The organism is Gracilimonas sp. B-17 (genome assembly GCF_056857935.1).
The window spans coordinates 442,748-469,702 of the sequence record NZ_JBSXOA010000012.1 but is presented as its reverse complement, the minus strand read 5'-3'; the positions used below and the strand labels follow the sequence as shown (position 1 = coordinate 469,702).

At 41.7% G+C, this 26,955-nt stretch carries 18 protein-coding genes; 5 read left to right on the top strand and 13 right to left on the bottom strand.

Features of this window, described 5'->3' with window-relative positions; translation table 11 throughout:
* Nucleotides 1-4: 4 nt before the first annotated feature.
* From AC13FX_RS10590 to AC13FX_RS10555, 8 genes are all read right to left on the bottom strand, one after another.
* The gene (locus AC13FX_RS10590; protein ID WP_482880563.1) at nucleotides 5-2,887 is read right to left on the bottom strand and encodes a sensor histidine kinase; all 2,883 of its coding nucleotides are present in this window, start codon (nucleotides 2,885-2,887) and stop codon (nucleotides 5-7) included.
* A 115-nt stretch (nucleotides 2,888-3,002) separates the two neighbouring features.
* Nucleotides 3,003-3,857 carry a sigma-70 family RNA polymerase sigma factor gene (locus AC13FX_RS10585; protein ID WP_255132498.1) on the bottom strand — a complete coding sequence of 285 codons (855 nt, stop codon included), beginning with the start codon at nucleotides 3,855-3,857 and terminating at the stop codon, nucleotides 3,003-3,005.
* A gap of 204 nt (nucleotides 3,858-4,061) precedes the next feature.
* The gene (locus tag AC13FX_RS10580) at nucleotides 4,062-5,231 is read right to left on the bottom strand and encodes a phosphopentomutase (protein WP_482881668.1); all 1,170 of its coding nucleotides are present in this window, start codon (nucleotides 5,229-5,231) and stop codon (nucleotides 4,062-4,064) included.
* Nucleotides 5,228-6,691, bottom strand: a complete 1,464-nt coding sequence (locus AC13FX_RS10575) for a GAF domain-containing protein (RefSeq protein ID WP_482880560.1) — start codon at nucleotides 6,689-6,691, stop codon at nucleotides 5,228-5,230. Before AC13FX_RS10575 ends, AC13FX_RS10580 begins: the two co-directional genes overlap by 4 nt.
* Nucleotides 6,692-6,779: 88 nt before the next feature.
* Nucleotides 6,780-8,576 carry a M3 family oligoendopeptidase gene (locus AC13FX_RS10570; protein ID WP_482880559.1) on the bottom strand — a complete coding sequence of 599 codons (1,797 nt, stop codon included), beginning with the start codon at nucleotides 8,574-8,576 and terminating at the stop codon, nucleotides 6,780-6,782.
* Nucleotides 8,577-8,706: 130 nt separating this feature from the next.
* Nucleotides 8,707-9,384, bottom strand: a complete 678-nt coding sequence (locus AC13FX_RS10565; protein WP_482880557.1) for a hypothetical protein — start codon at nucleotides 9,382-9,384, stop codon at nucleotides 8,707-8,709.
* A gap of 93 nt (nucleotides 9,385-9,477) precedes the next feature.
* Complete coding sequence (locus AC13FX_RS10560) at nucleotides 9,478-11,346, bottom strand: CocE/NonD family hydrolase (RefSeq protein WP_482880556.1); 1,869 nt, start codon at nucleotides 11,344-11,346, stop codon at nucleotides 9,478-9,480.
* A 288-nt stretch (nucleotides 11,347-11,634) separates the two neighbouring features.
* Entirely contained in the window at nucleotides 11,635-13,077 is a 1,443-nt protein-coding gene (locus tag AC13FX_RS10555) for a T9SS type A sorting domain-containing protein (RefSeq protein ID WP_482880554.1), read from the bottom strand.
* Nucleotides 13,078-13,499: 422 nt separating this feature from the next.
* On the opposite strand from AC13FX_RS10555, the gene AC13FX_RS10550 reads away from it, so the two are divergent.
* Both AC13FX_RS10550 and AC13FX_RS10545 read left to right on the top strand, forming a co-directional pair.
* On the top strand, nucleotides 13,500-17,144 hold the full coding sequence (locus tag AC13FX_RS10550) for a multifunctional oxoglutarate decarboxylase/oxoglutarate dehydrogenase thiamine pyrophosphate-binding subunit/dihydrolipoyllysine-residue succinyltransferase subunit (RefSeq protein ID WP_482880552.1): 3,645 nt from the start codon (nucleotides 13,500-13,502) through the stop codon (nucleotides 17,142-17,144).
* A 19-nt stretch (nucleotides 17,145-17,163) separates the two neighbouring features.
* On the top strand, nucleotides 17,164-17,502 hold the full coding sequence (locus AC13FX_RS10545) for a hypothetical protein (RefSeq protein WP_482880551.1): 339 nt from the start codon (nucleotides 17,164-17,166) through the stop codon (nucleotides 17,500-17,502).
* A 40-nt stretch (nucleotides 17,503-17,542) separates the two neighbouring features.
* Here the strand turns inward: AC13FX_RS10545 and AC13FX_RS10540 are convergent, their stop codons facing one another.
* The 5 genes from AC13FX_RS10540 to rsmA form a co-directional block, all read right to left on the bottom strand.
* On the bottom strand, nucleotides 17,543-17,935 hold the full coding sequence (locus AC13FX_RS10540; RefSeq protein ID WP_482880550.1) for a DUF3224 domain-containing protein: 393 nt from the start codon (nucleotides 17,933-17,935) through the stop codon (nucleotides 17,543-17,545).
* Nucleotides 17,932-18,357 carry a hypothetical protein gene (locus AC13FX_RS10535; protein WP_482880548.1) on the bottom strand — a complete coding sequence of 142 codons (426 nt, stop codon included), beginning with the start codon at nucleotides 18,355-18,357 and terminating at the stop codon, nucleotides 17,932-17,934. Before AC13FX_RS10535 ends, AC13FX_RS10540 begins: the two co-directional genes overlap by 4 nt.
* A 349-nt stretch (nucleotides 18,358-18,706) precedes the next feature.
* Nucleotides 18,707-20,377: a chaperonin GroEL gene (gene groL / locus AC13FX_RS10530; RefSeq protein WP_482880546.1), complete on the bottom strand. Its 1,671-nt coding sequence runs from the start codon at nucleotides 20,375-20,377 to the stop codon at nucleotides 18,707-18,709.
* Between the two features lie 50 nt (nucleotides 20,378-20,427).
* Nucleotides 20,428-20,715 (bottom strand): co-chaperone GroES, encoded by a 288-nt coding sequence (gene groES / locus AC13FX_RS10525; RefSeq protein ID WP_367731425.1) that lies wholly within the window; start codon nucleotides 20,713-20,715, stop codon nucleotides 20,428-20,430.
* A 165-nt stretch (nucleotides 20,716-20,880) separates the two neighbouring features.
* Entirely contained in the window at nucleotides 20,881-21,654 is a 774-nt protein-coding gene (gene rsmA / locus AC13FX_RS10520) for a 16S rRNA (adenine(1518)-N(6)/adenine(1519)-N(6))-dimethyltransferase RsmA (RefSeq protein WP_482880544.1), read from the bottom strand.
* Between the two features lie 213 nt (nucleotides 21,655-21,867).
* On the opposite strand from rsmA, the gene AC13FX_RS10515 reads away from it, so the two are divergent.
* The 3 genes from AC13FX_RS10515 to ggt all read left to right on the top strand — a co-directional run bounded on the left by AC13FX_RS10515 (nucleotide 21,868) and on the right by ggt (nucleotide 26,953).
* Nucleotides 21,868-24,255, top strand: a complete 2,388-nt coding sequence (locus AC13FX_RS10515; protein ID WP_482880542.1) for an HD family phosphohydrolase — start codon at nucleotides 21,868-21,870, stop codon at nucleotides 24,253-24,255.
* A gap of 2 nt (nucleotides 24,256-24,257) precedes the next feature.
* Nucleotides 24,258-25,169: a site-specific tyrosine recombinase XerD gene (gene xerD / locus AC13FX_RS10510; protein ID WP_482880541.1), complete on the top strand. Its 912-nt coding sequence runs from the start codon at nucleotides 24,258-24,260 to the stop codon at nucleotides 25,167-25,169.
* A gap of 89 nt (nucleotides 25,170-25,258) precedes the next feature.
* A complete protein-coding gene (gene ggt / locus AC13FX_RS10505) occupies nucleotides 25,259-26,953 on the top strand; it encodes a gamma-glutamyltransferase (RefSeq protein ID WP_482880540.1) in 1,695 nt (564 codons plus the stop codon).
* The last annotated feature ends 2 nt before the right edge of the window (nucleotides 26,954-26,955 follow it).

The following is a 26,955-nucleotide window of genomic DNA, read 5'->3' as shown; positions in this document are numbered from 1 at the left end:
AATATCACCTTTGATTCGGTTTTAACTTTCCATTTACCGTAATAGAAAAACCGTTTTCTGTATTAATACTAATATCTGCTCCAATTCTTTTCGCTCGCATTTCCATGTTACGTAGCCCATGCCCGGTTTTCTTGGTACCTCTTCCGGTGGTACCATTATCCAATATATAGAATTCAAAACTTCCATTTTGGTTTTCCATCTTAATTACGACCCGGTCACCATTGGAATACTTGGCAATATTATTTACCGCCTCTTTAAATATCAGGTATACATTTTCTTTGACTGAAACCGGTAGCTTATTTTCCATATTCAGGTTGTCAAAATCATACCAGACGTCCATATTTTTCTGTTCCAGTGTATTTATAACATAATCTTGCATACGATCGGTCAGATCGCCCAGGGTGTCATTTCTCGCATCGATAGACCAAACAATATCATCCAGGCTTGAAACGATCTTACGGCACTGTTCTCCAATCTGAGCCAATGATTTCCTGATCTCTCCCTGAACATCACCGGCCTGTAAAAAATCTGACTGAAGAGCGATCTCTGTTAAACTGGCACCTACATCATCATGTAGATCACTGGCAATCCGAACCCTCATTCGTTCAATATCGATCATCTTACGAGCCCGATAGTAATTGTAGAATAAATAGATGATACCAATAATAACAGCCCCAATTAGGGCCCAAAACCACCAGCGTAACCAAAAAGGAGCCGAAATAACAAATTTCAACTCTTCAACTTCCGGACTCCATGCCCCATTGATATTTCTACCATGTATCCTAAAAGTATATTCACCCGGTGGCAGAGAGGGATACTTCACATTCCTTGAATTTGTTCTTTGCCAATCCGGGTCAATACCACTCAAGCGATATTCATAAAGTATCTGATTTGGAGCAGAAAAATTGATACCCGTATAATTAATCTCTAGGTAGTTTTCACGATGCGAAAGTTTAAACTCCTTATCAGGCTGATAATTTCTTCCAGAGGCATTTACTCCGGTAATATGTACTTTAGGAGGAACCTGACTGACCGTATATCTATCCGGATAGAACCTGCTGAATCCTTCTACGGTACCAAACCACATAGTTCCATCACTGTCTTCATAAACAGCCCCAAGGTTAAGCTCATTGGTGATCAAGCCAAGTTCTTTATTCAGGATCTTAAAACTAAGATTCCTGTTTCTTTCATTTGAACTAAAATAGGTGTCTTTGTCAAAACGTATCACTCCGGCTGTTGACCCGATCCAGTAAAAACCTTCCGAGTTTTTGTGAATAAAATAGGAAACATCGTCAGGAAGACCTTCTTCTACCGTAATGCTCTGAAATTTCAGACCATCAAACCAGGCGATACCTCCAAAGGTTGCGGCCCATATCGTACCGTCATCATCATGCATCAAATTCATAACGGCATTATTTGGCAAACCTTCCTGAATGGCAAAACTCTGAAATTCCCCTTCTAGATACCTGGTAACTCCGCCATAGGTGGCGATCCATATTGAGCCGTCATCGCCTTCCACAGAATCCAGAACCCTGTTACTGATGATCCCATCTTCAACAGTTATTTGCTCAAAATTCCCTTCGCGATATCGAATGATCCCATCGTCATAGGTACTGATCCAAAAGCTACCATCTGAAGCTTCCATTACATTACGGACCTTTCTGAATGGGAATTCCTCATCCCTGAATACATTCAGAGCACCATCTGTAACCTTAGCTAATCCTTCTCTCATACCGATCCAAATATCCTCTTTTGAATCCTTGAACAGCGTATAAATCTGATTGTCAGGTAAAGACGAATTCATTTGATAGGGTGTTAGAACTCCATCCTCATAAATAGTAATACCACCCCCGTATGTCGCTATCCAAATTCTTCCATTCTCATCTTCTGTGAAAGAAGTGACCAGGTTGTTCGTGAGACCAAGTTCGGTATCGTAGTTAGCGAAATAATCTCCCATAAAAAAATTAACCCCACCCCCAAAGGTTCCAAACCACACATTTTCTTCATTATCTATTAAGCTCGAATAAATGATCTCATTCGATATACCGGAACCTTGATCAAAATTCTTAAAATTATCACCATCAAAATGACTGATACCACCTTCTGTCCCGATCCATAACCCTCCCTTCTCAGTGATCGAAATGGTTCTTATCAGGTTATTTATTAACCCATCCTGTGTGTTGAAAGTATCAAACCCTTCCCCATTAAATTTAGCCAGGCCACTACGGGTCCCGATCCATACTATTCCGTTTTCATCTATTTTAACATCCCGGATACGATTGGCTGGTAATCCATCTTCTGTTTTGTACGTTCGGAAATTTCCGCTTTCAAGAACGGTCAGTCCATCTCTAGTTGCGAACCAAAGAGTACCATTTTCGTTTTCGGCAATTGCCCGTACCCTGTTATCACCAAGGCCATTTGAAGTCGTATACTGTGCGATCTGTATCCCATCTGAATAATGCCAGACCCCGTTTCCATCAGTTCCGAACCACAGGTCGCCTAGCATATCCTGGTAAATACTGATGACCGTACTGTTATTCAATGCGCTGTAGTCAGTATCAAAATAAATACTATCACCCTTTATATAGTTGACCCCGGCTTCCGAGCCAATCCATATCCTTCCCTGCTCATCTTTTAAAAGAGATCGCAGGCGGCTGCTATTCAAACCTTGTTCTTCAAAATAATTACGAAAAGTGATCCCATCATATCGGTTCAGGCCAAAACCTGAAGCCAGCCAAATGTACCCGTTATCATCTTGCACAATATCATACACAACAGATTCACTTAATCCCTGTTCAATAGAAAATGCCCGGAAAGGATAACGTTGTGCCTGAGCCGTTCCTATAATGCAGAATAAAAGTGTGAGTATGAGTACGGTTTGTTTCATGTCAGTAAATGTAACGCAAACAACGCAGCATTAGTAGGTCATAAAATGATATAAATTAAAAAGCCCCACATATGATATCATATGCAGGGCTCATCTCACGATATTAAAAAAATGATCAGCCTAAATAGGCTCTCAGTGCAGCGCTTCTGTTATGGTGTCTCAGTTTTCTAAGTGCTTTTTCCTTGATCTGACGTACACGCTCACGCGTTAGGTCGAAACGTTCTCCTATCTCTTCTAATGTGAGAGAGTGTTCACGGCCTATACCAAAATACAGGCGAATCACTTCCGCTTCACGCGTGGTCAGTTTTGAAAGAGCCCTTTCTATCTCAACTTTCAGAGATTCTCCCATCAGGTCGAAGTCCGGATTAGGGATCTCTTCGTTCTCTAGTACATCCAGAAGCCTGTTATCCTCTCCCTGTGCAAATGGTGCATCCATGGAAAGATGACGACCGGAGATCTTAAGGGTATCAGCCACTTCACCAACCGTCATCTCAAGACTTTCAGCGAGTTCGTGTGCAGAAGGTACCCGTTCGTATTCCTGTTCTAGTTTTGAAAGTTCCTTACCAATTTTATTTAAAGCACCTACCCTGTTAAGCGGTAAACGAACAATACGGGACTGCTCGGCCAGTGCCTGCAAAATTGACTGACGTATCCACCAAACCGCATAGGAAATAAACTTAAATCCACGGGTCTCATCGAAACGTTTTGCGGCTTTGATCAAACCAAGGTTTCCTTCGTTGATCAAATCACCCAAAGAAAGCCCCTGATTCTGATATTGTTTAGCTACAGAAACAACGAATCGAAGGTTAGCTTTTGTAAGATCTTCAAGTGCTCTTTGACTCCCTTTCTGAATTTCTTTAGCTAGGCGAACTTCATCGTCCGGTGTAATTAATTTCTCTTTTCCAATTTCGTGCAGATAGCGATCTAATGACTCTGACTCACGAGTAGAGATTCCAGAACTTTTTGCCACTGTATATATATGGTTTAATGAATGTTAGAGTAAGCAGATGCGCAGACAACTTTATTTAGGTTTTAGATAATCACGTATCTATCTCATGAATATTGCGCCTGCATCCTAATAAATTTTACAATTAGCTAATATAAGCAATTATTGCTACAATTATAAATTCACATTAATGCTTTCTAAAGGCTACTGATTTTAGTTTGCCCTGTGTTAGCTTATAAATGATTTCCCGGGGAAATCATTCGGGAGATTGAAAAAGGATGCAACACTCTTCGCTATGTCAGAAAAGGTATCACCTGTTCCAATCTCTTCCTGAATTGCTCTGCCTTTTGGAAACACAAGTAATGGAACAAATTCTCTCGAGTGATCCGTACTCTTTGAACAGGGATCATTACCATGGTCTCCTGTGATGATCAACAGATCCTGCTCTCTAATTTTTGAAATAATTGCAGGAACTGCCCGATCAAATTCCTTCAGGCTTCCGGCATATCCTTCCGGATCCAGTCGGTGTCCAAATAATTGATCTGTATCGATCAGGTTCACGAACACTAAACTGTTTTCGATATTCGATGACATCAAACCCAATAACTCAGAGATTCCCTCCGCATTACTTTTCGTAGTGTGAGAATACGTAAAACCCATACCGGCAAAGAGATCAGCAACTTTCCCCACAGAATGAGTTTCGACACCTGCATCCTGAAGCTTATTTACTAAATTATTCTCAGGTGGCACAGAAGAATAATCATGTCGCTGGTCAGAAATTCGTTCGAAATGACCTACCTCCCCCCTAAATGGACGGGCTATCACTCGCCCTACTTCATGTTCTCCTACGCAAACTTTATTTCTTGCGATCTCACACCATTCGTAAAGTTTCTCAATACTTACCACATCAGTATGGCATGCAACCTGAAATACACTGTCAGCAGAAGTATAAACGATCGGCTCACCGGTATTTAAATGCTCTTCGCCAAAATCCCGGATCACATCCGTTCCAGAGTAAGGTTGATTACACAATACCCCTTTCACTCCAATTTCCTCACAAAATGAAGCAATTACCTCTTCCGGAAAACCATTGGGGTAGGTTGGAAAGGGTCGATACATCTGAATGCCGGATATCTCCCAGTGTCCTGTAGTAGAGTCTTTTCCTGCTGAGACTTCCCTCAGTTTACCATAGGCGGCCAGTGGTGTTTTATTTAAAGGCACCGAAGCAAGCGGGATTATATTTCCTATTCCCATTTTTTGGAGATTTGGCAATTCAACTCCCGTTTCTTCCGAAACATGACCAAGTGTATTCATATCAGAATCACCGTAGTCATCAGCGTCTTCCTGAGCTCCTACTCCCAACCCATCAATTACGATCAGATAAACATTCCCCATTATAATTGTACAACCTCAGCTTCACTGTCGTTCATTACATTATTCAATGCTTTTTTGGCACGATCTACCGCCTGATAGGTATTAGTGGTATCCGCTGTAAGTTTAGTAAAACCGGCTTTGAATTCTGCTCTTATCGACCCTCCAATAGATAGATCCAATCCATATTCCATTTTTGCCTTCACCTTATCGATCCATTTTGCAACTGTATCTTCATCGTCACTTTGAATAACAAATGCATATACATAGTCAGAATTATAGCCCATGTACCCCGGGATTCCATATACCGATGGGTTCAAAGCAGTTACGAAATCAGTTTGTATCTTTTGAAGGTCTTCAAGACGATATTTTGTCCGTAATCCGGACACATCTTCAGGTGAAATAAACCCGATCCAGGTGGTTTCCTTACTGCCTTTTTTTATCCGGTCGAGTTCCAGATTCAGACTTAGTTCCCATAATTCAGCCATGTAGGCTCCAAAATTCTGAGTAAAAAGCTCTGAAACTGTTTCTGATTTTTTAACTGATGTCTGAATACTTAACGAAGCTATTCGAACCAGGTTTATCAGCTTATGTTTGGTAGATTCCTTGAAGGTAAGCGGGTCATTGTCATAACATACGACCACTGCCTGCCTTCTATCGTTTATCATGAGAGGTATTGCCAGTGAAGCTCCGTCAGTTATCGTTTCTGACGATGAGATCCTGCGAGGGTTATTATTGAAATGCATTGTAAAAACCGGTTCACCTTTTTCGAGGGCATCATAGGCAATGCTTTTTTCCTGCAGCTGCAATCCAAGTTTTGGAGGTTTACTAGCTTTAGAAGCTCTCAGTACGAGATTCCAGGATTCCATTCCTGGTGCCAATACCACTGCACCACCACCGGGTATATTATTCTGGATCTCTTTCAACATATTTTCAAGGATCTCTACCCTGTGCTGCCTGTAATCAAGTTTAGCAATAGATCTCTCATACTCTTCCCATTCTTCCTGTCCCTCATGCAGGTCCACGACTTCAAGGTAGGTATCCAACACATTGACCAGGGCGTTGTTATACGAAACGATCCGGTCATGGATCATTTCCTGATCGATCTCTTTTTCACTTTCCAGAACTGTTAAGGCTACCGTCTCACCTTTATTGATAAAAGGTATAATTAGAATGCTTTTAGCTTGTACAAAATCAAAATAGTGCATCAGCTTAGCCTTGGAGATATCTTCGCCCACTACCAATTGTATGAGATCCTCAGCATCCTGGAACTCATTCAAGAAATGATTCTCAAAATTCACCCGGTCTTTGAACATCACATTAGGCAAACGTGTACTATTCGTTTCCCATACAAATTGTTCCCTTGAACGATTCACCCAACACATGTGAGCCAGTTCTACCCCGGTTGAGGTCCTCAGTAAATGCACCAGATCCTCAATGATCTGCTTGAACTCTCTGAGTGCTTTATCCTGTCGATCTAATGACATTTTTTATTTTTTTTCGAAATGTACATTTCTGTTTAAGTGTAGGAAATTCTATACACACTTTCCTGACGTGGATCATCTGCAGTTTCTCTTATATTTTTTCTGCCATTTCCTCGGCATCTTCCATCATCTTTTTGAAAGAGGTCAAACCTTTATCCCAGAAATCAGGTTGTGTGATATCAAGTCCCATTTTAGAAACCAGGTCTTCCGGCCACTCAGATCCTCCCGCACTCAGCAGCTCCAGATATTTATCAGAGAATCCTTCAGGTCGCTGCGTATATTCCTCATAAAGAGCCAGCACCAGTAACTCACCAAATGCATAGGCATACACATAACCGGGTGTATGCAGAAAGTGAGGAATATAACTCCACCAAATACCGTATTCCTCCGTCAGTGTTACAGAATCACCATAAAGAGCCTTCTGTTGCTTCATCCATAGCTCTGAGAACCTTTCAGTAGTAAGTTCACCCTCTTCACGGCGAGCTGTGTGTATGGCATGTTCAAACCGATTCATTGAGATCTGACGAAATACCGTAGCTATAGTATCATCGATCTTACCAATCAATAATGCTAGTTTTTCTTTGGGATCATCCAATTCTTTCATCAGTTTCTGAAAAACCAACATTTCTCCAAATACTGAGGCCGTTTCAGCTGTGGTTAGTGGTGTTGAAGACTGAAGTACACCTTGCTGTCTGGATAAATATTGATGCACTCCGTGACCAAGTTCATGTGCCAGTGTTTGTACATCGCGGATCTTTCCATCAAAATTCATAAATACATAGGGGTGAACCGATGGTACCGTACCGGCTGAATAAGCACCGCCCCGTTTACCCGGTTTTATTGCCGCATCGATCCATTTTTTCTCAAAGAATTCTTTTGTGATCTCACCCATTTGTGGGTGAAACTTTGAGTATGAATCCAAAACCATATCACGGGCGGAATTCCACTTAATAGTCGCCTCGTTCTTCAGCATTGGGGCATATCTGTCATAGTCTTTCATTTCATCCAGACCAAGTAGCTTCTTTTTCAGTTTGTAATAACGCTGAACCAGCTCATATTGACCGGTAACTGAATTGATAAGTGCGTCAACCGTTTCCCTATTGGTTTGGTTGGCAAGGTTTCTGGAATCGATCCAGCTTTCGTACTTGCGAAGTTTATCATTGGTGGATTTATCAGCCAAAATGGTATTGAAGATAAACGTAAGCTGACGGCTTAGGTCTTTGAATTTCTTTGTCAGAGAAGCATGAGCCCTTACCCGCAGATCTCTATCACTTTCATGAAGCTTACTAAGTACCTCCTGTTCACTCAGCTCTTCCCCATCAAGTTCAAATTTTGCAGCGCCCAGGGTTTCATCAAAAAACCGAACCCACGCGCTTCGGCCGGTCACTGATTTGGCCGACATGATCTTTTCCTGCCCTTCTTCAAGTACATGTTCCTTGTATCGGCGGGAGCTTTCAAGGTAATGTTTGTATTTTTTCAGTTCATCACTTTCAATGAGCTTTTGTGCCTCTTCTTCCGGGATCTTTAACCATTCTACATCCAGAAATACCAATTTTTGTGAGATCTCTGAAGACAGTTCGTTTGTTTCTGCCACCAACTTTCCATAATCAGTATTACCCGTGTCTGTTGACCACTGAAGGTATGCGAATGAGCCTATCTTTCCGGAAGTATCCAGAATATTCTCATAGGTATCCAACATGTTTCTGAACTCATCAGCCGAAAGTTCAGCGATCCTGCCCCGATATTTATTTGAAAATTCATCAGCTTCTTTCAGTATAGATTCTTTATCCTCAGTCAGCCTTGGGTCGTCATTAGAAGTATAAAGATCAGAGAGATCCCAGTTTACATTTTCGGCGCCGGTCTTGTTGTTCTCAGTGGTCTCGCTCATTCTGTGAATCAGTTAGTTTTGGAGATGATTTTGGAAAGAGTGAATATAGGGCTTGAACACTGTGAATTAAAGCTAATTAATCGATGATCTGATGTATTTAATGAATTAACTATTAGATCTTTTTCGATATTTACCGGAACTGTATGGAAGGTGGCATTTTTCTTTTTTTATAAGCACCTGAATTAATCCCAATTGAAAAACCAAATGAGGCTATCGCACTATTGTACTCACCGCTGTACCCGGCATTAATAAAACCACGCAAAAATAACTCATTACCAATCACTACAGGTGTTTGGAAAACAGACCTGACTCCATACCAGGGAACATAGAATGTTTGGCCAAATATAATATCCTCGCTTTCTGTTAACTGAATGGCATCATTTCTGAAAAAAACTCCCAGGCTAATTCCACCACTTTCCTGATCTTTTATTTTTTTCTGTAGAATTATTTCTGTATTCCTTAAATAAATTTTCTTACTAATAGTTACAAAGTAATCATCGAACAACTTAACGGTTCCATCTACCTGCCAAAATGCAAACAGAGGCACCGTGCTTCCAAGTGAGATCTTATCAGAATAAGACACTGAAAATGAAGGCATAGGAGTGGCGTATAGATATTCATTCTTGATCGTATCAAGTGAGTCATTTTTTAAGTTATTCGATGGCAGGATATAGGATACACTGGTACCTAATGTACTCTCGATCTTATCGCTAAATGAGGCTGATTCATTAGGCTGTTCTTCAGAAAATACAAGCACTTCAGAAACCGGCATACTGGTTGCACAACCTGCAAATAACAATACACTCAAGGTAGCAATAAGGTAATATTTACGGTAAGGTCCGATTTCTGAAGATTTTAAATGTTTACATAATGCATTCTCTAAAATATTATAATCGATCGATTATTCAAGAATCTTGACCTCGATACTGCTAGGGTATTCAGTGGCATGATAGATCCTTTGCGTTGCCTTGATAAAGTCACTTTCTGATGCCTCAAAGATATTTGGCACATAATTCTGAGGGTTTAGGTCAAATAGAGGAAACCAGGAACTCTGGATCTGAACCTGGATCTTATGTCCTTTTTTAAAGGTGTGAAAGACATCCTGTAGCGGAAGGTCAACATAAGTCACCTTGTTTGGTTCAAATGGCTCCGGTTTCTCATAACTGTTCCTGAAACGGCCGCGAATTGCCTCACTTCGTACAAGTTGATGATAATTATCAAGTTCAACCCCATCCGGTGTATGCTCACCTTCTTCTACAGATGGCGGGTAGATATCGATCAGTTTCACAAAGAAATCAGATGCCGTTCCGGTGGTTGATACATACAGGTTTGCCAGCATATCACCGGCAAGAGTTACATCCTCTTTAAGCACACCCGTCTCAAATGTTATCACATCCGGCCTTCTTGCCGCAAATCGCTGATCTGACGTCATATAAGCTCGAGGAATGAACACCAATTCATCTTTTTCTGTGTATGGAACAGGATGCTCAGGATCACTCACATACTCAGTATATGATTCAGACGTAGAGACCGTTTTGTTTCCCAATGAGCCATCCCCATTGAAATACCAGGTAGTTTTCTGTGCATTTTTAGGAGGCCATTCTGCGAATACAGCCCACTCACCTTTTCCTGTATCATACATATAGGCCTCTGGCAATTCTGTATGATCTGAATCCTTCAGGTATTTCATAAAGAACGGATACTCGATCTCCTTCCGGTAGAATTCAGAGATTCCCTCACCAAAATAGATCTCACCAACGCTTTGATGGGGATTGGGACTGGACCACTGCCCATGACTCCAGGGCCCCATAACCAGAATATTTTTGGTATCCGGATTCTTCTCCTCTATTGACCTGTAGGTATTCAATGGACCATAAAGGTCTTCAGCATCAAACCAGCCACCTACGGTCATGACGGGATGATCAATATCTGTAAGATGAGGAAGGATGTTACGGCTTTGCCAGAATTCATCGTAATTTGGATGCTCAGATAATTCCTTCCAGAAAAAATTATTTTCATCATAGTATTTTACTGATCTGCTTAAAGGGGTCAGATCCGAATACAATAGATACATATCGTTCGTAAAAACTTGGGGAAAATCATACCAAGCGGTATCTGTTGGCCCCTCATGCTGTATGCCAAACAAATTTGTAACATACCAGTAGCCTAATGTATATGCACCGTGATGGTGAAAATCATCAAAGAAGAAATCAGCTATCGGTGCCTGGGGTGATGAAGCTGATAAAGCGGGATGAGCATCAGGTAAAGCAGCCGTTGTATAAAATCCGGGATAAGAAATTCCCCATTGTCCTACCTTTCCGTTATTATTCGGTATGTTATTGATGAGCCAATCTATAGTATCGTAGGTATCTGAACTTTCATCCACCAGATCTTCATCAGTCCTATTCGGTGTCATAGTGGTGTACTGTCCTTCTGACATCCACCTTCCCCTCACATCCTGGCAAACAATAATAAATCCAGCCGCCTGCAGATCAGGATTTCGTATGATGTTATCAGGAATGGCATCTTCCGCATAAGGAGCACAACTGTAGGGGGTGCGGGTCATTAAAATTGGGTACTCATGAGTTTTATCTTTGGGGGCATAAACCGTAGTAAATAGCCTCACACCATCACGCATTTCAATATAATGTTGAGACTTCTCATAGTCTGTGCTTTTAAGCCCGTTTTGCTGACCTACCACCGGAAAAGCAATCAAACCAATGATCAGTATCAACCCTATTACCCTAAGGTTTCCTTTTTGTTTTCTCATGACATTTCTCCTTTTAATTTGAATAATTCATTTAACTGATGATCAAAATTCATCACCCTAAAATTCTCCCTTCTATCCTGTTATACAGTGATCACAAGTACATTGAATTGTAAGGATTTAGGATGCGGTTTCCAACGTTATAAAACGATATTCAACTAGATGAATACAGGTTACAACAAGACGTGTAATTATGTAGGGTTTTTATAGACATTCAAAGATTAACTCAAAGTCTAAACACAAAAAAAGCCTCTATCAGAGGCTTTTTTTAAAGGTTCACAAAACTCTATTTCATTTAACCAAAGTCATACTTCTGGTCTCAATAAACTCACCCGAAACCATCCTTACGAAGTAAATTCCACTTGATAAGTTTCGTGCTTCAAACCTAAGAGTATGAGACCCTGCTAATTGAGGGCCATCCATTAGTGTAGCGACTTCTTTTCCTAACATATCATATACACGGATTGAAACTTCTCCGGATCTTTCCAGGGTATACTGAATATTTGTACCTGGGTTAAAAGGATTTGGATAAGCCGGTGCTAATTTAAAATACTTTGATATTCCGTGAACATCCTCATTACTGGTTGGAACACCTTCTATCCACCTGAACTCGGTTTTCATATATTCTTCCAGCCCTGCTCCGCTATCAACCTCACTGATAATAACTACTAAGTATCCGAAGCTGTCATAAAGAAAGGTTTCTCTCATAAAGGTCTGAAGAGTGGGCGGTTCAAAATTATATTTAACAAATGAAGAATCAATAACTGCATCGGTTCCAAAGTGACCTTCAATCCTTTGCTCAGTCATCCATTCCACACCGGTCCATAAATCAAAATTCTTGTAAAGCTTGGTCAGAAAATCATTTCCTAAATCATAAAATTTCTCACTAATTATCCTTTCAGTATTTTCCCAGCTTCCTTCAAAATATTCCTGAATAGTAACATCCGGTAGTTGCAGGCTTAATAAGGTATATGAAAAGATCAGGTCGTTGAAAGAAAGATCCAGATTTAAATAGAAATTGAATAATTCCTGAGGTGAATAACCTGGATAAATTTCTCGAGTCGTAAACTCCCATTCATCACCAACTTTCTGGGAATAAGTGATCATAGTTGTATCATTTAGATGGGTTACAGTAAATTTTTCATCCTCAATGAAATTGAAATTATCTGTAATAAAGTATGTCCCACCGGATATCACATCATTTGTATAGGTGAATTCATCCTTGCCATATACCACCCAACCGTTTATCCATTCAGCATATAGAATTCCGGTAAGGGCTTTTCCTGCTGTCATTTCTTCGTAACCATAACCGATACGCTCAACATTTTCCAATTGATTCGTCACCATACTGAATTCTTCGTAGATCTCTTGAGACAAATAACCATCTAAGTAACTGTAAGATGTACGCTCACTTAAAGTATAGTTCTGCCCATCATATACTGAACCCAGTACTCTTATGAGTAAATCGTCTTGATACTGATAATTTACTTTCCCACTAGACATCCAGCCTTCTCCTGACCAACTGTATATCTCAGTTTCATTTAATATAGCTGGTTGATTGGTTTTCTGGAGTTTTGGTTTAAAAGTTACTCTGTTCAATTTACCCCATACATTGTCATTTTGATCTGAAAGCATGGGATGCTTTACTTTTAATGTTTTGGTTTGCGCTAACCCCAATTGCGAAACCATCAACAGCGCTAAGATAAGCAGCGCACTTATTTTTATTTTACTCATGAGTTTAAATGTTAATATTAAATAACGGAACGCTCTTTTACGCTAAATCAATATTTCAGTTTCAGCCAGTAAATAGCTTCAATCCCGATATATCCAAATACTAATAGCGTTTTTCTAACTCACCCAAATTATTTCACTATGATAAATCAGTTTCTCTATAGGCTAAGAGTGATCTGACTTTTTCTTTAAAAAATTTAGCTAAAGCGTTTCATTAAAGCTACTTGCCCGAAAAATATTTCTTTCAAATAATTCTTTAAAATCAATTAAGAGTATTACAGAAATTATCGTTTTTTAAAATTGTAATCCTTAATTTTGAGGCTATTGAATTCATCACAAAAACGGTTGTTTTTGAACCATTTTAAAGGAATTTTCATTAGCACAACAAATCGCTGTCAAAATACCGCACGAGGTTAAATAGACCATTGAAATCACTTGAAGCCGTCTTCGGCCCTAATTCCGCACTTGTAGAAGAATTATACGACCAATACCAAAACGACCCATCCTCGGTTCCTGCACACTGGAAACGTTATTTTGATGAGTTGGAAGGCAAACCGGTTGATGAGACTGAACCGGAAGATCTTCAGCCAACTCCTGCTCAGGCTCAGCCCTCACCGGTCCAGCAAAAAAAAGAACCTTCTCAAAAGCAGGATCAAAAGAAAGAAACCAAGGCCCCAAAAAACGCTCAACTTGAAAAGATCAAAGGTGTTGCAACCAAGATCGTTGAGAATATGGATGAGTCACTTGAGGTACCCACAGCTACTTCACTTCGCACTCTTCCGGTAAAGATGATGGTTGAAGATCGTGCGATCATCAACAGGCATTTATTACAGCGTAATGAACCGAAAGCCTCATTTACTCACTTTATTGCATGGGCCATCATACGCGCACTTAAAGAATTCCCGAATCTGAATAGCTCATACTTGTTCATGGATGATAATCACTATCGGGTTATCCCTGATTCTGTGAATCTTGGTGTGGCGGTTGACCTTAAAAGCAAAGACGGTTCCCGTAACCTTGTAGTACCTAACATCAAGGGTGTGGATAAGATGAATTTCAAGGAGTTTCTGCATGCTTATGCTGAGCTAATTGAAAAAGCCCGAAATGGTAATCTTCAGATCGAGGATTTCCAGGGAACGACCATCAGTATTACCAACCCGGGAACTATTGGCACTGTTTCATCCGTACCACGATTGATGAAAACTCAGGGAGCCATCATTGCCACCGGAGCTATTGATTATCCAGCTGAATATCGGGCGATGTCTAAGGAGATCCTGAATCAGCTGGGTGTCAGTAAAGTGATGACCGTTACTTCCACTTACGATCACCGCATCATACAGGGAGCTGAATCAGGTATGTTCCTGAAGAAGATCGACGATCTGTTAAGTGGGCAGGAAGACTTTTACGATCAGATCTTTTCTGACCTGGATATCCCTTACGAGCCTCTTCCATATGGTGAAGACAACTACAGCGGCCCATTTGCTCAAGGGCAGAATACACTTGAGCATGATCAACGCGTGGTTGGTGTATACCGCCTTATCAATATGTATCGTATGCGTGGGCACGTGCTTGCAGATCTGGATCCACTTGGTAAAGAGCCCGGTAAGAATCCTGAACTTGACCTAGAGTACTACGGTTTATCCCTTTGGGATCTCGACCGTGAATTCTACTGTGGCGGTCTGGGAGGAAAAGAACGTGCTACCCTTCGTGAGATACTGAATCTGCTCCGCGATACCTATTGTGGAAATATTGGTGTCGAATACATGCATATTCTTGACCTGGAAGAGCGAAAGTGGTTGCGTGAGGCCATGGAGTCTACCGGTAACAACGCACAGCTTACAAAAGATGATAAGCGAGAGATATTACATAAACTCAATCAGGCTATGGCCTTTGAGGAGTTTCTGCATAAGAAATATATCGGTCACAAGCGTTTTTCACTAGAAGGAGCTGATACTTTTATTCCGATGATACACTTTTTGCTTGAAAAAGCTGGTGAACACGGAATTGAGAAATTCTTCATGGGCATGGCTCACCGAGGGCGCTTGAACATGCTGGTAAATATCATGAACAAGCCATACCACAAAGTATTTGCTGAGTTTGAAGGCAACATTGACCCAGATTCAATTCAGGGGTCCGGTGATGTTAAATACCACCTGGGTGCCAAAGGTATTCACAAAACGGCCAATGGTTCAGAGATCGAACTTCAGCTGATGCCAAACCCATCACACCTTGAAGCCGTTAATCCGGTTGTTGAAGGTGCTGTTCGTGCCATGCAGGACCATCATGACAAAGAGGACCCACAAAAGCGTGTTGTACCTGTACTCATGCATGGTGATGCTGCTTTTGCAGGGCAGGGTGTGGTTACAGAAACCCTGAATATGTCGCAGTTGGAAGGCTATAAAACAGGTGGAACTGTTCATATTATTATAAATAATCAGATCGGTTTTACCACCCTGCCTAAGGATGGTCGCTCCACAGAATATGCTTCGGATATCGCCAAAACAGTTCTTGCACCTATCTTCCATGTAAACGGGGATACACCGGAAGCTGCTGTTCACGCTATTCAAATGGCACTTGATTACCGTCAAAAATTCGGAAAAGATGTCGTCATTGACCTGATCGGTTACCGTAAACACGGTCACAACGAAGGCGATGAACCTGCATTTACACAGCCGGGTATGTACAAAGAGATCAACGACCATTCTCCTGTGCGTGATGTATATACCGAGCATTTAGTTAAAAATGGCGAATTGACCAAAGAAGAAACCCAGCAGATCTTTGATGAATTCGATCAGTTGCTTCAGGAAGCATTTGAAGACGCTAAAAAAGCTCCAAACCTTGAAGTAACAGACAATCTGATCGATCGTACAGAAACCCCACAGGATAAGTGGAAGGCATATCCTGACACTACCTATTCGGCAGACGAGCTCAAGGAAATTGCAGTTAAACTAAATACCGTACCAAAAGATTTCGATGCCAACCCTAAACTGCTTAAGCAGCTGGCAAAACGTGCTGAGATCGTAAACAATAATGAAAAGAAAATTGATTGGGGTTTTGCTGAGTTACTGGCATTTGGATCACTGCTTAAGACTGGTACCACTATTCGCTTGACCGGTCAGGATGTGGAACGAGGCACTTTCTCTCATAGGCACTCTGTGTTACATGGCACTGAAACAAGTCAGAAATTTGTACCACTTAATAACCTTTCCGAAGATCAGGCAAAGTTCCATGTCTACAACAGTTTACTTAGCGAGTTCGCCGCTTTGGGGTATGAATTCGGTTACAGTGCTGAAAAACTGGATGCATTGGTGATCTGGGAAGCACAGTTCGGTGATTTTGCTAACGGCGCCCAAGTGATCATCGATCAGTTTGTAAGCTCCAGTGAAGCGAAATGGGGCCAACGATCTAACCTGGTTATGAATCTTCCACACGGTTATGAAGGACAGGGACCTGAGCACTCTTCAGCCAGACTGGAAAGATATTTACAACTTTGTGCGGAAGATAATATGCAGGTAATGAACCTGACCACTCCGGCACAGTATTATCATATGTTGCGCCGGCAGGCCCTGTCTGAAGTTAAACGCCCGGCCATTTTGATGACGCCAAAAAGTTTGCTTAGACATCCTATGGCTACCTCAAGCCGGGATGAACTCGCTGATGGCAAATTTCAACCGTTCATCATTGATAAAGACTTTACGGATCCAAAGGATCTCAAACGGTTGGTGATCTGTTCCGGCAAGGTTTATTATGACCTATTGAAATACAGACAAGAAAATGAAATCAATAACGTTGCCATAGCAAGGCTTGAACAATTTTATCCGTTTGCTGATGATGAGATCGAGGAACAGCTAAAAGACTTCACATCTATCAAGGATATTGTTTGGTGCCAGGAAGAACCTAAGAATATGGGAGCCTGGACCTTTGTTGCCCCACGATTCATGGAGCTGTTGCAGGATGGTCAAAAAATGCGTTATGTAGGACGTCAGGCTTCTGCTTCTCCTGCTGCCGGACAAAAGAAAATACATGAAGCCGAACAAAACAGATTGGTTGAGGATGCCTTAACCGTTTAAAAATCAATAAGCCAACATCATGAAAAGCAAAGCTAAGCTGATACTGACACTGTCGATCATCTTCTTTACAGGTGCATGTACGAGCCCCGGCGATGCGAACCTTGATGTATATGAGGATTACACCGGTACCTTCATTTGGGGCGGGCAACCTGCTGTGGATGGTGTTGGCCTATTATTTGAAACTGAAGATACAACCTATGGAATACCGGGAGATAGATCAAACTTCTCTGGGTTATTCACAGATGACAGTAACTCAGTTGAAATCAAAACTGATTTTGTTATCACCGGAAAGAAGACTGTGAGAGGCTGGGGTGCCACATTCCCTGAAGCAATACTGATCAGACCGGAGCGCCTCTAAGATCGTAAAACTAATAATAAGTATTATATTTTGAGATGAACTAATTCAGTTCAAAATCAAATTCATAAAAGTGCTTCCCATCCCTGATATCGATCTTCATCTGACCACTTAATCCTTCCAGTTCATCCGTTCCCGAATCAGGGATCACTTCCAATATCAGTCGGTCTTTACCCTTATCCATTATACCAAAGTGCTGCAACACAAAACTCCCCTTTTTCCCGGCCAGTTCTCCTGTTACCTGTTCAATGGCTACATAGCCGGCAGAACCATCTACCGGTGTGCGGGCACTTAGCATCTCTCCTTTGCTGCTGGCATCCAGAGTCCCGTGAAATGTTTTATCGAGCGACATTCTTTGCATGTTAATGCCACCAGCTCCTTTCGCATAACCTTCAATAGGATTCAATTTAACCTCGAATTCTCCTTTGATCTTCATACACTTTTATTTTGAAATTTAACGGCTAAAGTGGCACCAAGATAAGCCATTGGCAAATATGCGACTATAAGGTCCAGCACATTGAACCAGGCCGGTGAAGGTAACATCACAACATTTGCAACGCCTCCTAACAAAAAGAACACTCCTACCGGAAGTGCCCACTTCATTTTATCTTTAGTTACGATAAGGGCTGTAAGCAGAGCCCCCACCAGGGTTCCCAATGCGTGTGCTAAAAATGGCATGATAAAGTGCCTTGGCTGAAAAAGGTGCATTGATTCTTTCAATCCTTCCATTGTGGTATTATCCACACCTTCAGGTGGCGGAATGATGGAACCGCTTATCATAATGATTCCCATATTCACTAAACCACCAAAAACAAGACCGGTTATAAGTGCAATTATATTTCGTGCAAATGGTCTCATAAAAATAGAGTGTGAAATTGTTTGAGGGTCTGTGAATTATAGTAAAATTCAGGTGTAGTTTAAAAGGTATTATTTCAGAACCAGATCTGCCCGTAGGAGCAATATCTTTATAAGATATCTAATCCCACAAAAGTCCCCTAGCATAAGGTGCTGTATATTTCTATTTCAAGCTATGAAGTCGAATCCCAAAACATAACGCTCCGATGGAGCGATAACCCCAAGGCCAAGTCCTCTTTTACAAACATATTGTCCCAAGCGGGAGGGGTTCGCACCTATCTCATAAAAACAAAAACCCCACACAATTTAATGTGCGGGGTTTAAATCTTGTCTGAGATTTATGAGGGATGAATTACATCATTCCGCCCATGCCTCCCATTCCTGGCATTCCGCCGCCCATTCCGCCTGGCATTCCGCCACCGTTGTCATCATCGTCTCCGCCTTTGCTTGGCTTGTCAGAGATGACAGCTTCAGTGGTTAACATCAATCCGGAAACAGAAGCAGCGTTTTGCAGGGCTGTTCTGGTTACTTTGGTAGGATCGATAACACCGGCTTTAATTAGGTCTTCATACACTTCAGTACGTGCGTTGTATCCAAAAGCACCTTTACCTTCAAGTACTTTCTGTACCACAATGGCTCCTTCAACACCTGCGTTGTTAGCAATAGTGCGAAGTGGAGCCTGAATTGCTTTGCGTATGATCTGGACACCTACATTCTCATCATCATTTAAACCTTTGACCTTGTCAAGGGCTGCTGATGAACGAAGCAGGGCAACTCCACCACCGGGAACAATACCTTCTTCAACGGCAGCACGTGTTGCATGCAGTGCATCTTCAACGCGGGCTTTCTTTTCTTTCATTTCAACTTCAGAAGCAGCACCAATGTAAAGAACTGCTACACCGCCACTTAATTTGGCAAGGCGTTCCTGAAGCTTCTCACGATCGTAATCAGAAGTAGTATTCTCGATCTGAGATTTGATCTGATTTACCCGAGCTTGGATATCTTTGTCTTCACCGTTACCATCAACAATAGTTGTGTTGTCTTTGTCGATAGTTACGCGGGAAGCACGACCCAAGAAATCAAGAGTAGCATTTTCAAGCTTGTATCCACGCTCTTCAGAGATCACAGTACCACCGGTCAAAATTCCGATGTCTTCCAACATGGCTTTTCTTCTGTCGCCAAAGCCAGGAGCTTTAACGGCAGCGATCTTCAGTGAACCACGTAGTTTGTTAACAACCAATGTAGCAAGCGCTTCGCCTTCAATATCTTCAGCGATGATCAGTAGAGGGTTTCCGCTTTGAACCACTTTCTCAAGAATTGGAAGCAGGTCCTTCATATTTGAGATCTTTTTATCGAAGATCAGGATATAAGGATCTTCCATTTCTGTAACCATCTTCTCAGAATCGGTTACGAAGTAAGGAGAAAGGTAACCACGGTCGAACTGCATACCTTCCACAGTTTCAAGGTAAGTCTCAGTTCCTTTAGCTTCTTCAACAGTGATCACACCGTCTTTTCCAACTTTTTCCATCGCATCCGCGATCAGGTTACCAATGGTTTCATCATTATTTGCTGAAATGGTACCGATCTGTGCGATCTCTTTACGATCGTCTATATCTCGGCTCATTGATTTCAACTCATCAATGATCGCATTGACAGCCTTTTCAATACCTGATTTCAGGTCCATTGGATTGGCACCCGCAGTCACATTCTTAAGCCCTTCGCTTAGAATGGCCTGTGCAAGTACAGTAGCAGTGGTAGTACCATCACCGGCGTTATCGCTTGTTTTGGAAGCAACTTCTTTCACCATCTGGGCACCCATATTCTGGAGCTTATCAGACAGTTCAATTTCTTTTGCTACCGTTACACCATCTTTAGTTACAGTAGGTGAACCGAATGATTTTTCAATAACAACATTGCGTCCACGTGGGCCTAAGGTAACTTTTACCGCATTGGCCAGCTTATCGACCCCTTTCTTGAGGGCATCGCGCGCTTCGACGTCATAATGAACTAACTTAGCAGACATAATTATCTATATTTTTTTGTTTATGATTTAATTTCTTAGAAAAGCTGGGTTTATGATACAATACCCATGATGTCAGATTCGCGCATGATCAGGTATTCCTCTCCATCGAGAGTAACTTCAGTACCTGCATATTTTCCATAGAGAACTTTATCTCCTTTTTTCACGCTCATCTCGATCTTATTGCCGTTTTCTACTTTACCGGCACCAACCGCTATCACTGTACCTTGTTGCGGTTTTTCTTTAGCCGTATCTGGAATGATAATTCCGGAGCTGGTTTTTTCTTCAGCAGGCTCAGCCTGTACCAACACGCGGTCGCCTAAAGGTTGAATCTTAGCCATTTTTATGACTCCTGTTAGTTTTGGTTTTGGTTTAAATTTTTTGGGCTACGCCCTTTGTTTGTTTCGCAATACTTATTGCAACTTCCGTACCAAACCAAATCGATGAACTGAATAGATGCCTAATGAGGCTGAATTGACTTTTTTCGAAGTATAAAGTGAAAGGAGTCAGGAAAGCCTGTCAGTCTGTTCCAAATGCTCTGACAACTTTGCATAGGTTTCAGGTGACCAATGATCTGCCCGGTCGTCATAATTAAAACCATCCGGCAGGTTATCTCCCAAAATAGGTTTCAGTGAATTGCTGAGTTTTTTTCTTCGCTGATTGAATGCTGTTCTTACAACAGATTTCAATGTATCATCAGAAAATGGGAGGTCCGGTTTATCAAATTTCAATTTGATCACAGAACTGTTGACCCTGGGGGGCGGGCTGAAAGATTCCGGGGCTACATCGAATAATATCTCAGGCGTACAGAATAACTGAGTCTGAACACTCATGATCCCATATTCTTTTGATGATGGTTCTGCAACCAGGCGTTCAGCCACCTCTTTTTGCATCATCAGTACAGCCTCAGAAAAATGTTTTCTGTTCTCAAGCAGATCAAATAATATTGGGGAAGTTATATAATAAGGTAAATTACCTACTACTACGTTTTTCTTATTCGCATCTACGATCTCGTTCCAGTTCACTTTTAGCACATCCTGCTGATGAATCGTTATGTCATCAATTTCTTTCTGAAGTACCTCAACCGCCCTTTTATCAAGTTCAATGACATGCAGATCTGAAATGCTTTTTGCCATCCACTTGGTAAGTGCCCCCGTTCCGGGGCCGATCTCAATGACCCGATCACCATCCTCAGCATCCACCGATTTTAAGATCTTGAATATGACATTATTGTCAGTGAGGAAGTGTTGGCCCAGACTTTTTTTTGTCCTAAACGACATGTTTTATGAATTCAGTTAGCAGTTAGCAGTTAGCAGTTAGCAGTTAGCAGTTAGCAGTTAGCAAACATGCCGGTATTTTACTCAACTATCAAATGCTATTTATAAATAGTACCGATACTGATTACCTAACACTGATAACTGTTTACTGCAAAAAGATTTGTAAATTAGACTTTGGTTGTTAACCTTTGATTGAATTATAAAACAAGCTGCTTAATGAGCTTACTTGAAAAACTTGGTTTAAGCCAGAAACGAAAGGAACTGGCTCCTCTTATTGGTGAGAAGAAGAAGAAAGAACAGGAAAAGTACTCCCTGAAGAGAAACCCTTATTTAAGGGCACTCATCGTCCTGTTTTTTATTATTTTGAGTGCCTTTTCGCTACCAAAAAATCCCGTTAACTCCGGGCTTAACTACACGGTGAATCAGCCCTGGAGAAATGCAGACCTGACAGCTCCCTTTACCTTTTCAATTCAAAAGACGGAATCAGAGCTTGAGCAAGAACGGGCTGAGATCAGAGAAAGTACAGCACCCATTTTCCGGGTCGACTCAAACACACCGATATCAATTCAAAGCAGACTGGATTCCGTTTACCGCCAAATGCAACCAGTTCTGGATGCTTATCACGAATGGCAGGTATCAAAAGAATCTACACCTACTGCGGCTGATGCTGATAGCTCTGATTTTTCAGAGACCCTTGCAGAATCAAACCTTGACCTCACCGGTGATTCATGGCAGGTCTTATTGGAAAGTTATCATGAAATTCAGTCTTCTGATCTGCCCCCGTCACAGTTTATTGGCGTATCCGTAAAACAACAACTTGAGTTATTGATCGATCAATTGATCGACCAGGGTATCATTGACCGCAATAAAAGTACTCTCAACACCGGTAAGATCACCATAAGAGACCCTATCGAAAGTACGGAACAATCCATAGACCTTGCACGGATAAGAGACCTGAGAGAAGCCAATGAATTCGTTCAGTTCAGGTTAAACCGTATGTTCAGTGAAGATCAGGCACGGCTGGCTATGGAGATATATAATAAAGTGATCCGCCCTAACCTTAAATTTAGTCAGGAAGATACTCAGGCACGACTACAAGAAGCCCTGTCAGAAATATCAGAAACCAAAGGTGCCGTTACCCAGGGGCAGGTTATAATTCGTCGTGGCGATCTTGTAAATACGGAACGAGCCAATATCCTGAGAAGCCTCGCTGAAGCCAGATCTGAGAATGCCACTAATATTGAAAAGTGGGTTCGCTTTGCAGGCCAGTTGGTCATTATTATTGCAGTGACACTCGTCTTTTTTATGTACATCTATCTATACCGCCGGAACATTACCTCAAATAACGCTCTGTTCTTTTTGGTATTCCTGACTCTTGGTCTCGTATCATTTGCAGCCGGCCTAATTAACTATCTGGATATAGCCGACCCATATATCATACCTGTAGCCATTGCACCCATTGTGCTTACGATCATCTTTGACTCCAGAGTTGGATTAGTTTCCTCTATCATGCTGGCGAGTTTATTAGGACTGATAAATGGCAACAGCTTTGAATATATCGTTGCAACTTTTACAGCCTGTAGCTTAGGTGTATTTTCCGTTCGTGATATAAAGGATCGATCTCAGTTTTTCTTTACAACACCGGGTATCGTTTTCGTTACATACGTTATCGTTATTGGATCATTCAATATTGCTGCATTAAGCGGATGGGACATGTTCCTGTCAGATCTGATGTATATCGCCATCAGTTCTGTTTTCATTTTGTTTACCTACCCCATCATTCTCATCTTTGAAAAGATATTTGGGGTGACAACTGATTTCACTCTTATTGAGTTAGGTGATACAAATCAGCCATTACTGAAAGATCTCATGAATAAAGCACCGGGCACTTTTCATCATAGTTTGCAGGTTGCCAATTTAGCTGAAGCTGCTGCATCTGCGATCGGTGCCAATTCCCTTCTCTGTCGTGTAGGTTCTCTTTATCATGATATAGGTAAAATGGTGAAGCCCGATTACTTTGTCGAAAATCAAACTAAAGGCTCTAATGAGCATGACAAGCTAAAACCACAGATGAGTGCCATGGTTATTAAGGCACATGTGAGTGAAGGTGTAAAAATGGCTGAGGAACATGACCTTCCTGGCAACATCATAGACTTTATAAAAACACATCACGGTACTTCTGTGATCAGATATTTTTATGAAAAGGCCAAAGAAGATGAAAGCCTTAAGAGTATGCTTCAGGAAGACCAGTTCCGTTATGAAGGTCCCCTTCCATCAACCAAGGAAACCGGAATACTGCTACTCGCTGATGGCATTGAGGCTGCCTCCCGAGCCATGAAAAATCCAACTTACAGTAAGCTGGAGAACCTTGTTAATCGTATGGTTGATGACAGGGTATCTGAAGGTCAGTTAAGCCACTGCCCCTTAACATTCAGGCATTTACAGGTTATCAAAGAAACATTCCTGAATATCCTGGTAGGCGTTTATCACAGCCGGGTAGAATACCCCGAAGACAGTAATAAACAACAAGGTGATATAAAAAGTAAGGCCTCTTTGGATACTCCGACTGAATCGGTTCAGAATGAAGAACCCAAAGAAGAATAGTTTTGGCTTTTGATCAGGAACTCGATCTGTATTTGCAGTTCGTCAAACTTGAAAAGGGTTTGAGCCAGAATTCTGTGGTTTCCTATAAAAATGACCTGGAACGCTATTTTCTTTATCTGACCACCGAAAAAAAGATCAACGATCTCTCCGGTGTGACACTTGGTCATATTGAAGACTTCCTCAATTTTTTGGTTGATGAAGAATTACTTTCTGCAAGTTCATTAGCCCGTAATATTTCCAGTATCAGAGGATTTCATGAATTTGCTGTTGTTGAAGGCATTACGAAGGCTAATCCGGCTGAATTGGTTGAATTGCCTAAGAAAGCTTCCAAATTACCTGAAGTTCTTGATCGTGATGAAATAGATGCCATACTTCAAAGTCCCGACCTGACCAAACCTACCGGTATTCGCGATAAAGCGATCCTGGAAACACTTTATGGTACCGGTATGCGGGTCAGCGAACTTACAGGCCTTGAACAGGATCGGCTGATATTTGAGATCGGGTTCATCAGAGTGATCGGAAAAGGAAATAAAGAACGGCTGGTACCAGTTGGCGAAATAGCTCAGGATGCCATCTCACATTACACTGAACATGTACGCCCCCAATTCTTTAATCCTGAAAAGGCTCATAAGGCCAAAAATAAGGTTTTCCTTAGTGTAAGGGGTAGTGCCCTATCCAGAATGAGTATCTGGAACATCGTTCAAAAAGCAGCCGAAAAGGCCGAGATCCAAAAGAATGTGTATCCTCATATTTTTCGGCATTCTTTTGCCACTCATTTGTTGGAAGGTGGAGCTGATCTAAGAGCGGTTCAGGAAATGCTAGGTCATTCATCAATTCTTACTACTGAGATCTACACTCACGTAGATCGTTCATTTCTTCACCAGGTTCATAAAGAATTTCATCCACGAGCCTGATTTATTTTTAATAAAATGTGTACACTTTCGTTCTGAAAAAGGTGTATACATCTGCTATTTTAGCCTCAAATAAAAAAAATCATCTATATATGAACATCAGACGCTTTACCTCCTTTTTATTTGCACTCATCCTATTAACCTCTTCCGTTTCGGGTCAGGTATTTGAATCAAAGACCTATAATAATGGCATGGTCGTTTCGGCCGATAAATATGCCTCCGAGATAGGAAATGAGATACTTGAGCAAGGAGGAAATGCAGTTGATGCGACAGTAGCGGTTCAATTTGCCCTGGCGGTAACTTTACCCAGGGCAGGCAACATTGGCGGTGGCGGTTTTATGGTGATCCATTTGGCTAACGGTGAGACGGCTTCACTGGATTTCAGGGAAAAAGCCCCGGAACAAGCTACCCGCAATATGTACGTCAGAAATGGTGAATTCAAGTCGGCCCTTAGCTGGGAAGGTATTTTAGCCGTTGGAGTCCCCGGAACCGTTGACGGAATGATAAAAGCATTGGAAAGGTACGGCAAAATGCCACTCGACATGGTTCTTCAACCTGCGATCAAGTTAGCCCGGGAAGGGTATCCTCTTTCCTTTTCTCATGCAGAAGCTCTTAACAACCGGCGGGATACCTTTAGAAAATATCAGGCATCAGCTAAATACTTTACCACAGGAGATTCTACATTATTTAAAGAAGGCGATCTTTTCGTTCAGGAAGACCTCGCAAATACACTTGAAAGAGTGGCCAGATTTGGACGTGAAGGATTCTACGCAGGACCGGTAGCCGATGCTATAGTCAATGAGATGGAACGCTATAAAGGTTTAATTACCTATAGCGACCTCTATAATTATGAAAGCAAGTGGAGAGAGCCTGTTGAAGTTGAATTCAGGGACTATACACTGCATATCATGCCCCCGCCAAGCAGTGGAAGTATTGCGATCGCACAGATCCTGGAAATGATCAATGATTATCCACTTGAGGAAATGGGGCATAATTCGGCAGATTATGTACATCTGATAAGTGAGGCTATGCGCAGAGCGTTTGCGGATCGTTCTTACTACCTAGGTGATCCTGATTTTGTAGAGATACCAATGGAATGGCTTATGAGTGAAGAATACAACACCAGGAGGATGACTGGTTTCACTCAGGATACCGTCACATCGTCTTCCTCACTTTCCCATGGAAAGATAGTAGGTTATGACGAATCTGACGAGACAACTCATTTTTCTGTTATTGACAGTGAAGGCAATGCCGTTGCCGTTACCACCACCCTGAATGGTTCCTTCGGAAGTCATGTATCGGTTAGTGGAGCCGGATTCCTTCTTAACAACGAGATGGATGATTTTTCAGCTCAGCCCGGTGAACCTAATGCCTATGGTTTGATAGGTGCTGAAGCTAATGCCATTGAACCAGGAAAGCGAATGCTTAGTAGCATGTCACCTGCTATTATCAGCAAAAATGGTAACGTTGACATGGTGATCGGTGCTGCCGGTGGTCCCCGAATTATCACTGCTACATTACAGAGTTTCCTGAACCGGGCACTTTTTGGAATGAGAGCCCAACAGGCAACGACATTCCCACGATTTCACCATCAATGGCTACCTGACATGCTCTTTATTGATGATTATGGTTTAAGCCCGGATACCCAAAAATTGCTCGAGAAAAAAGGGCACTCCATATTCCCAATGCCCGGAATTGGTCGTGCGCATAATATCTTCGTTGAACCGGATGGTTCATTTTCCAGCGGGGTAGATCCACGTGGTGACGGATATGCAGCAGGCTACTAAAC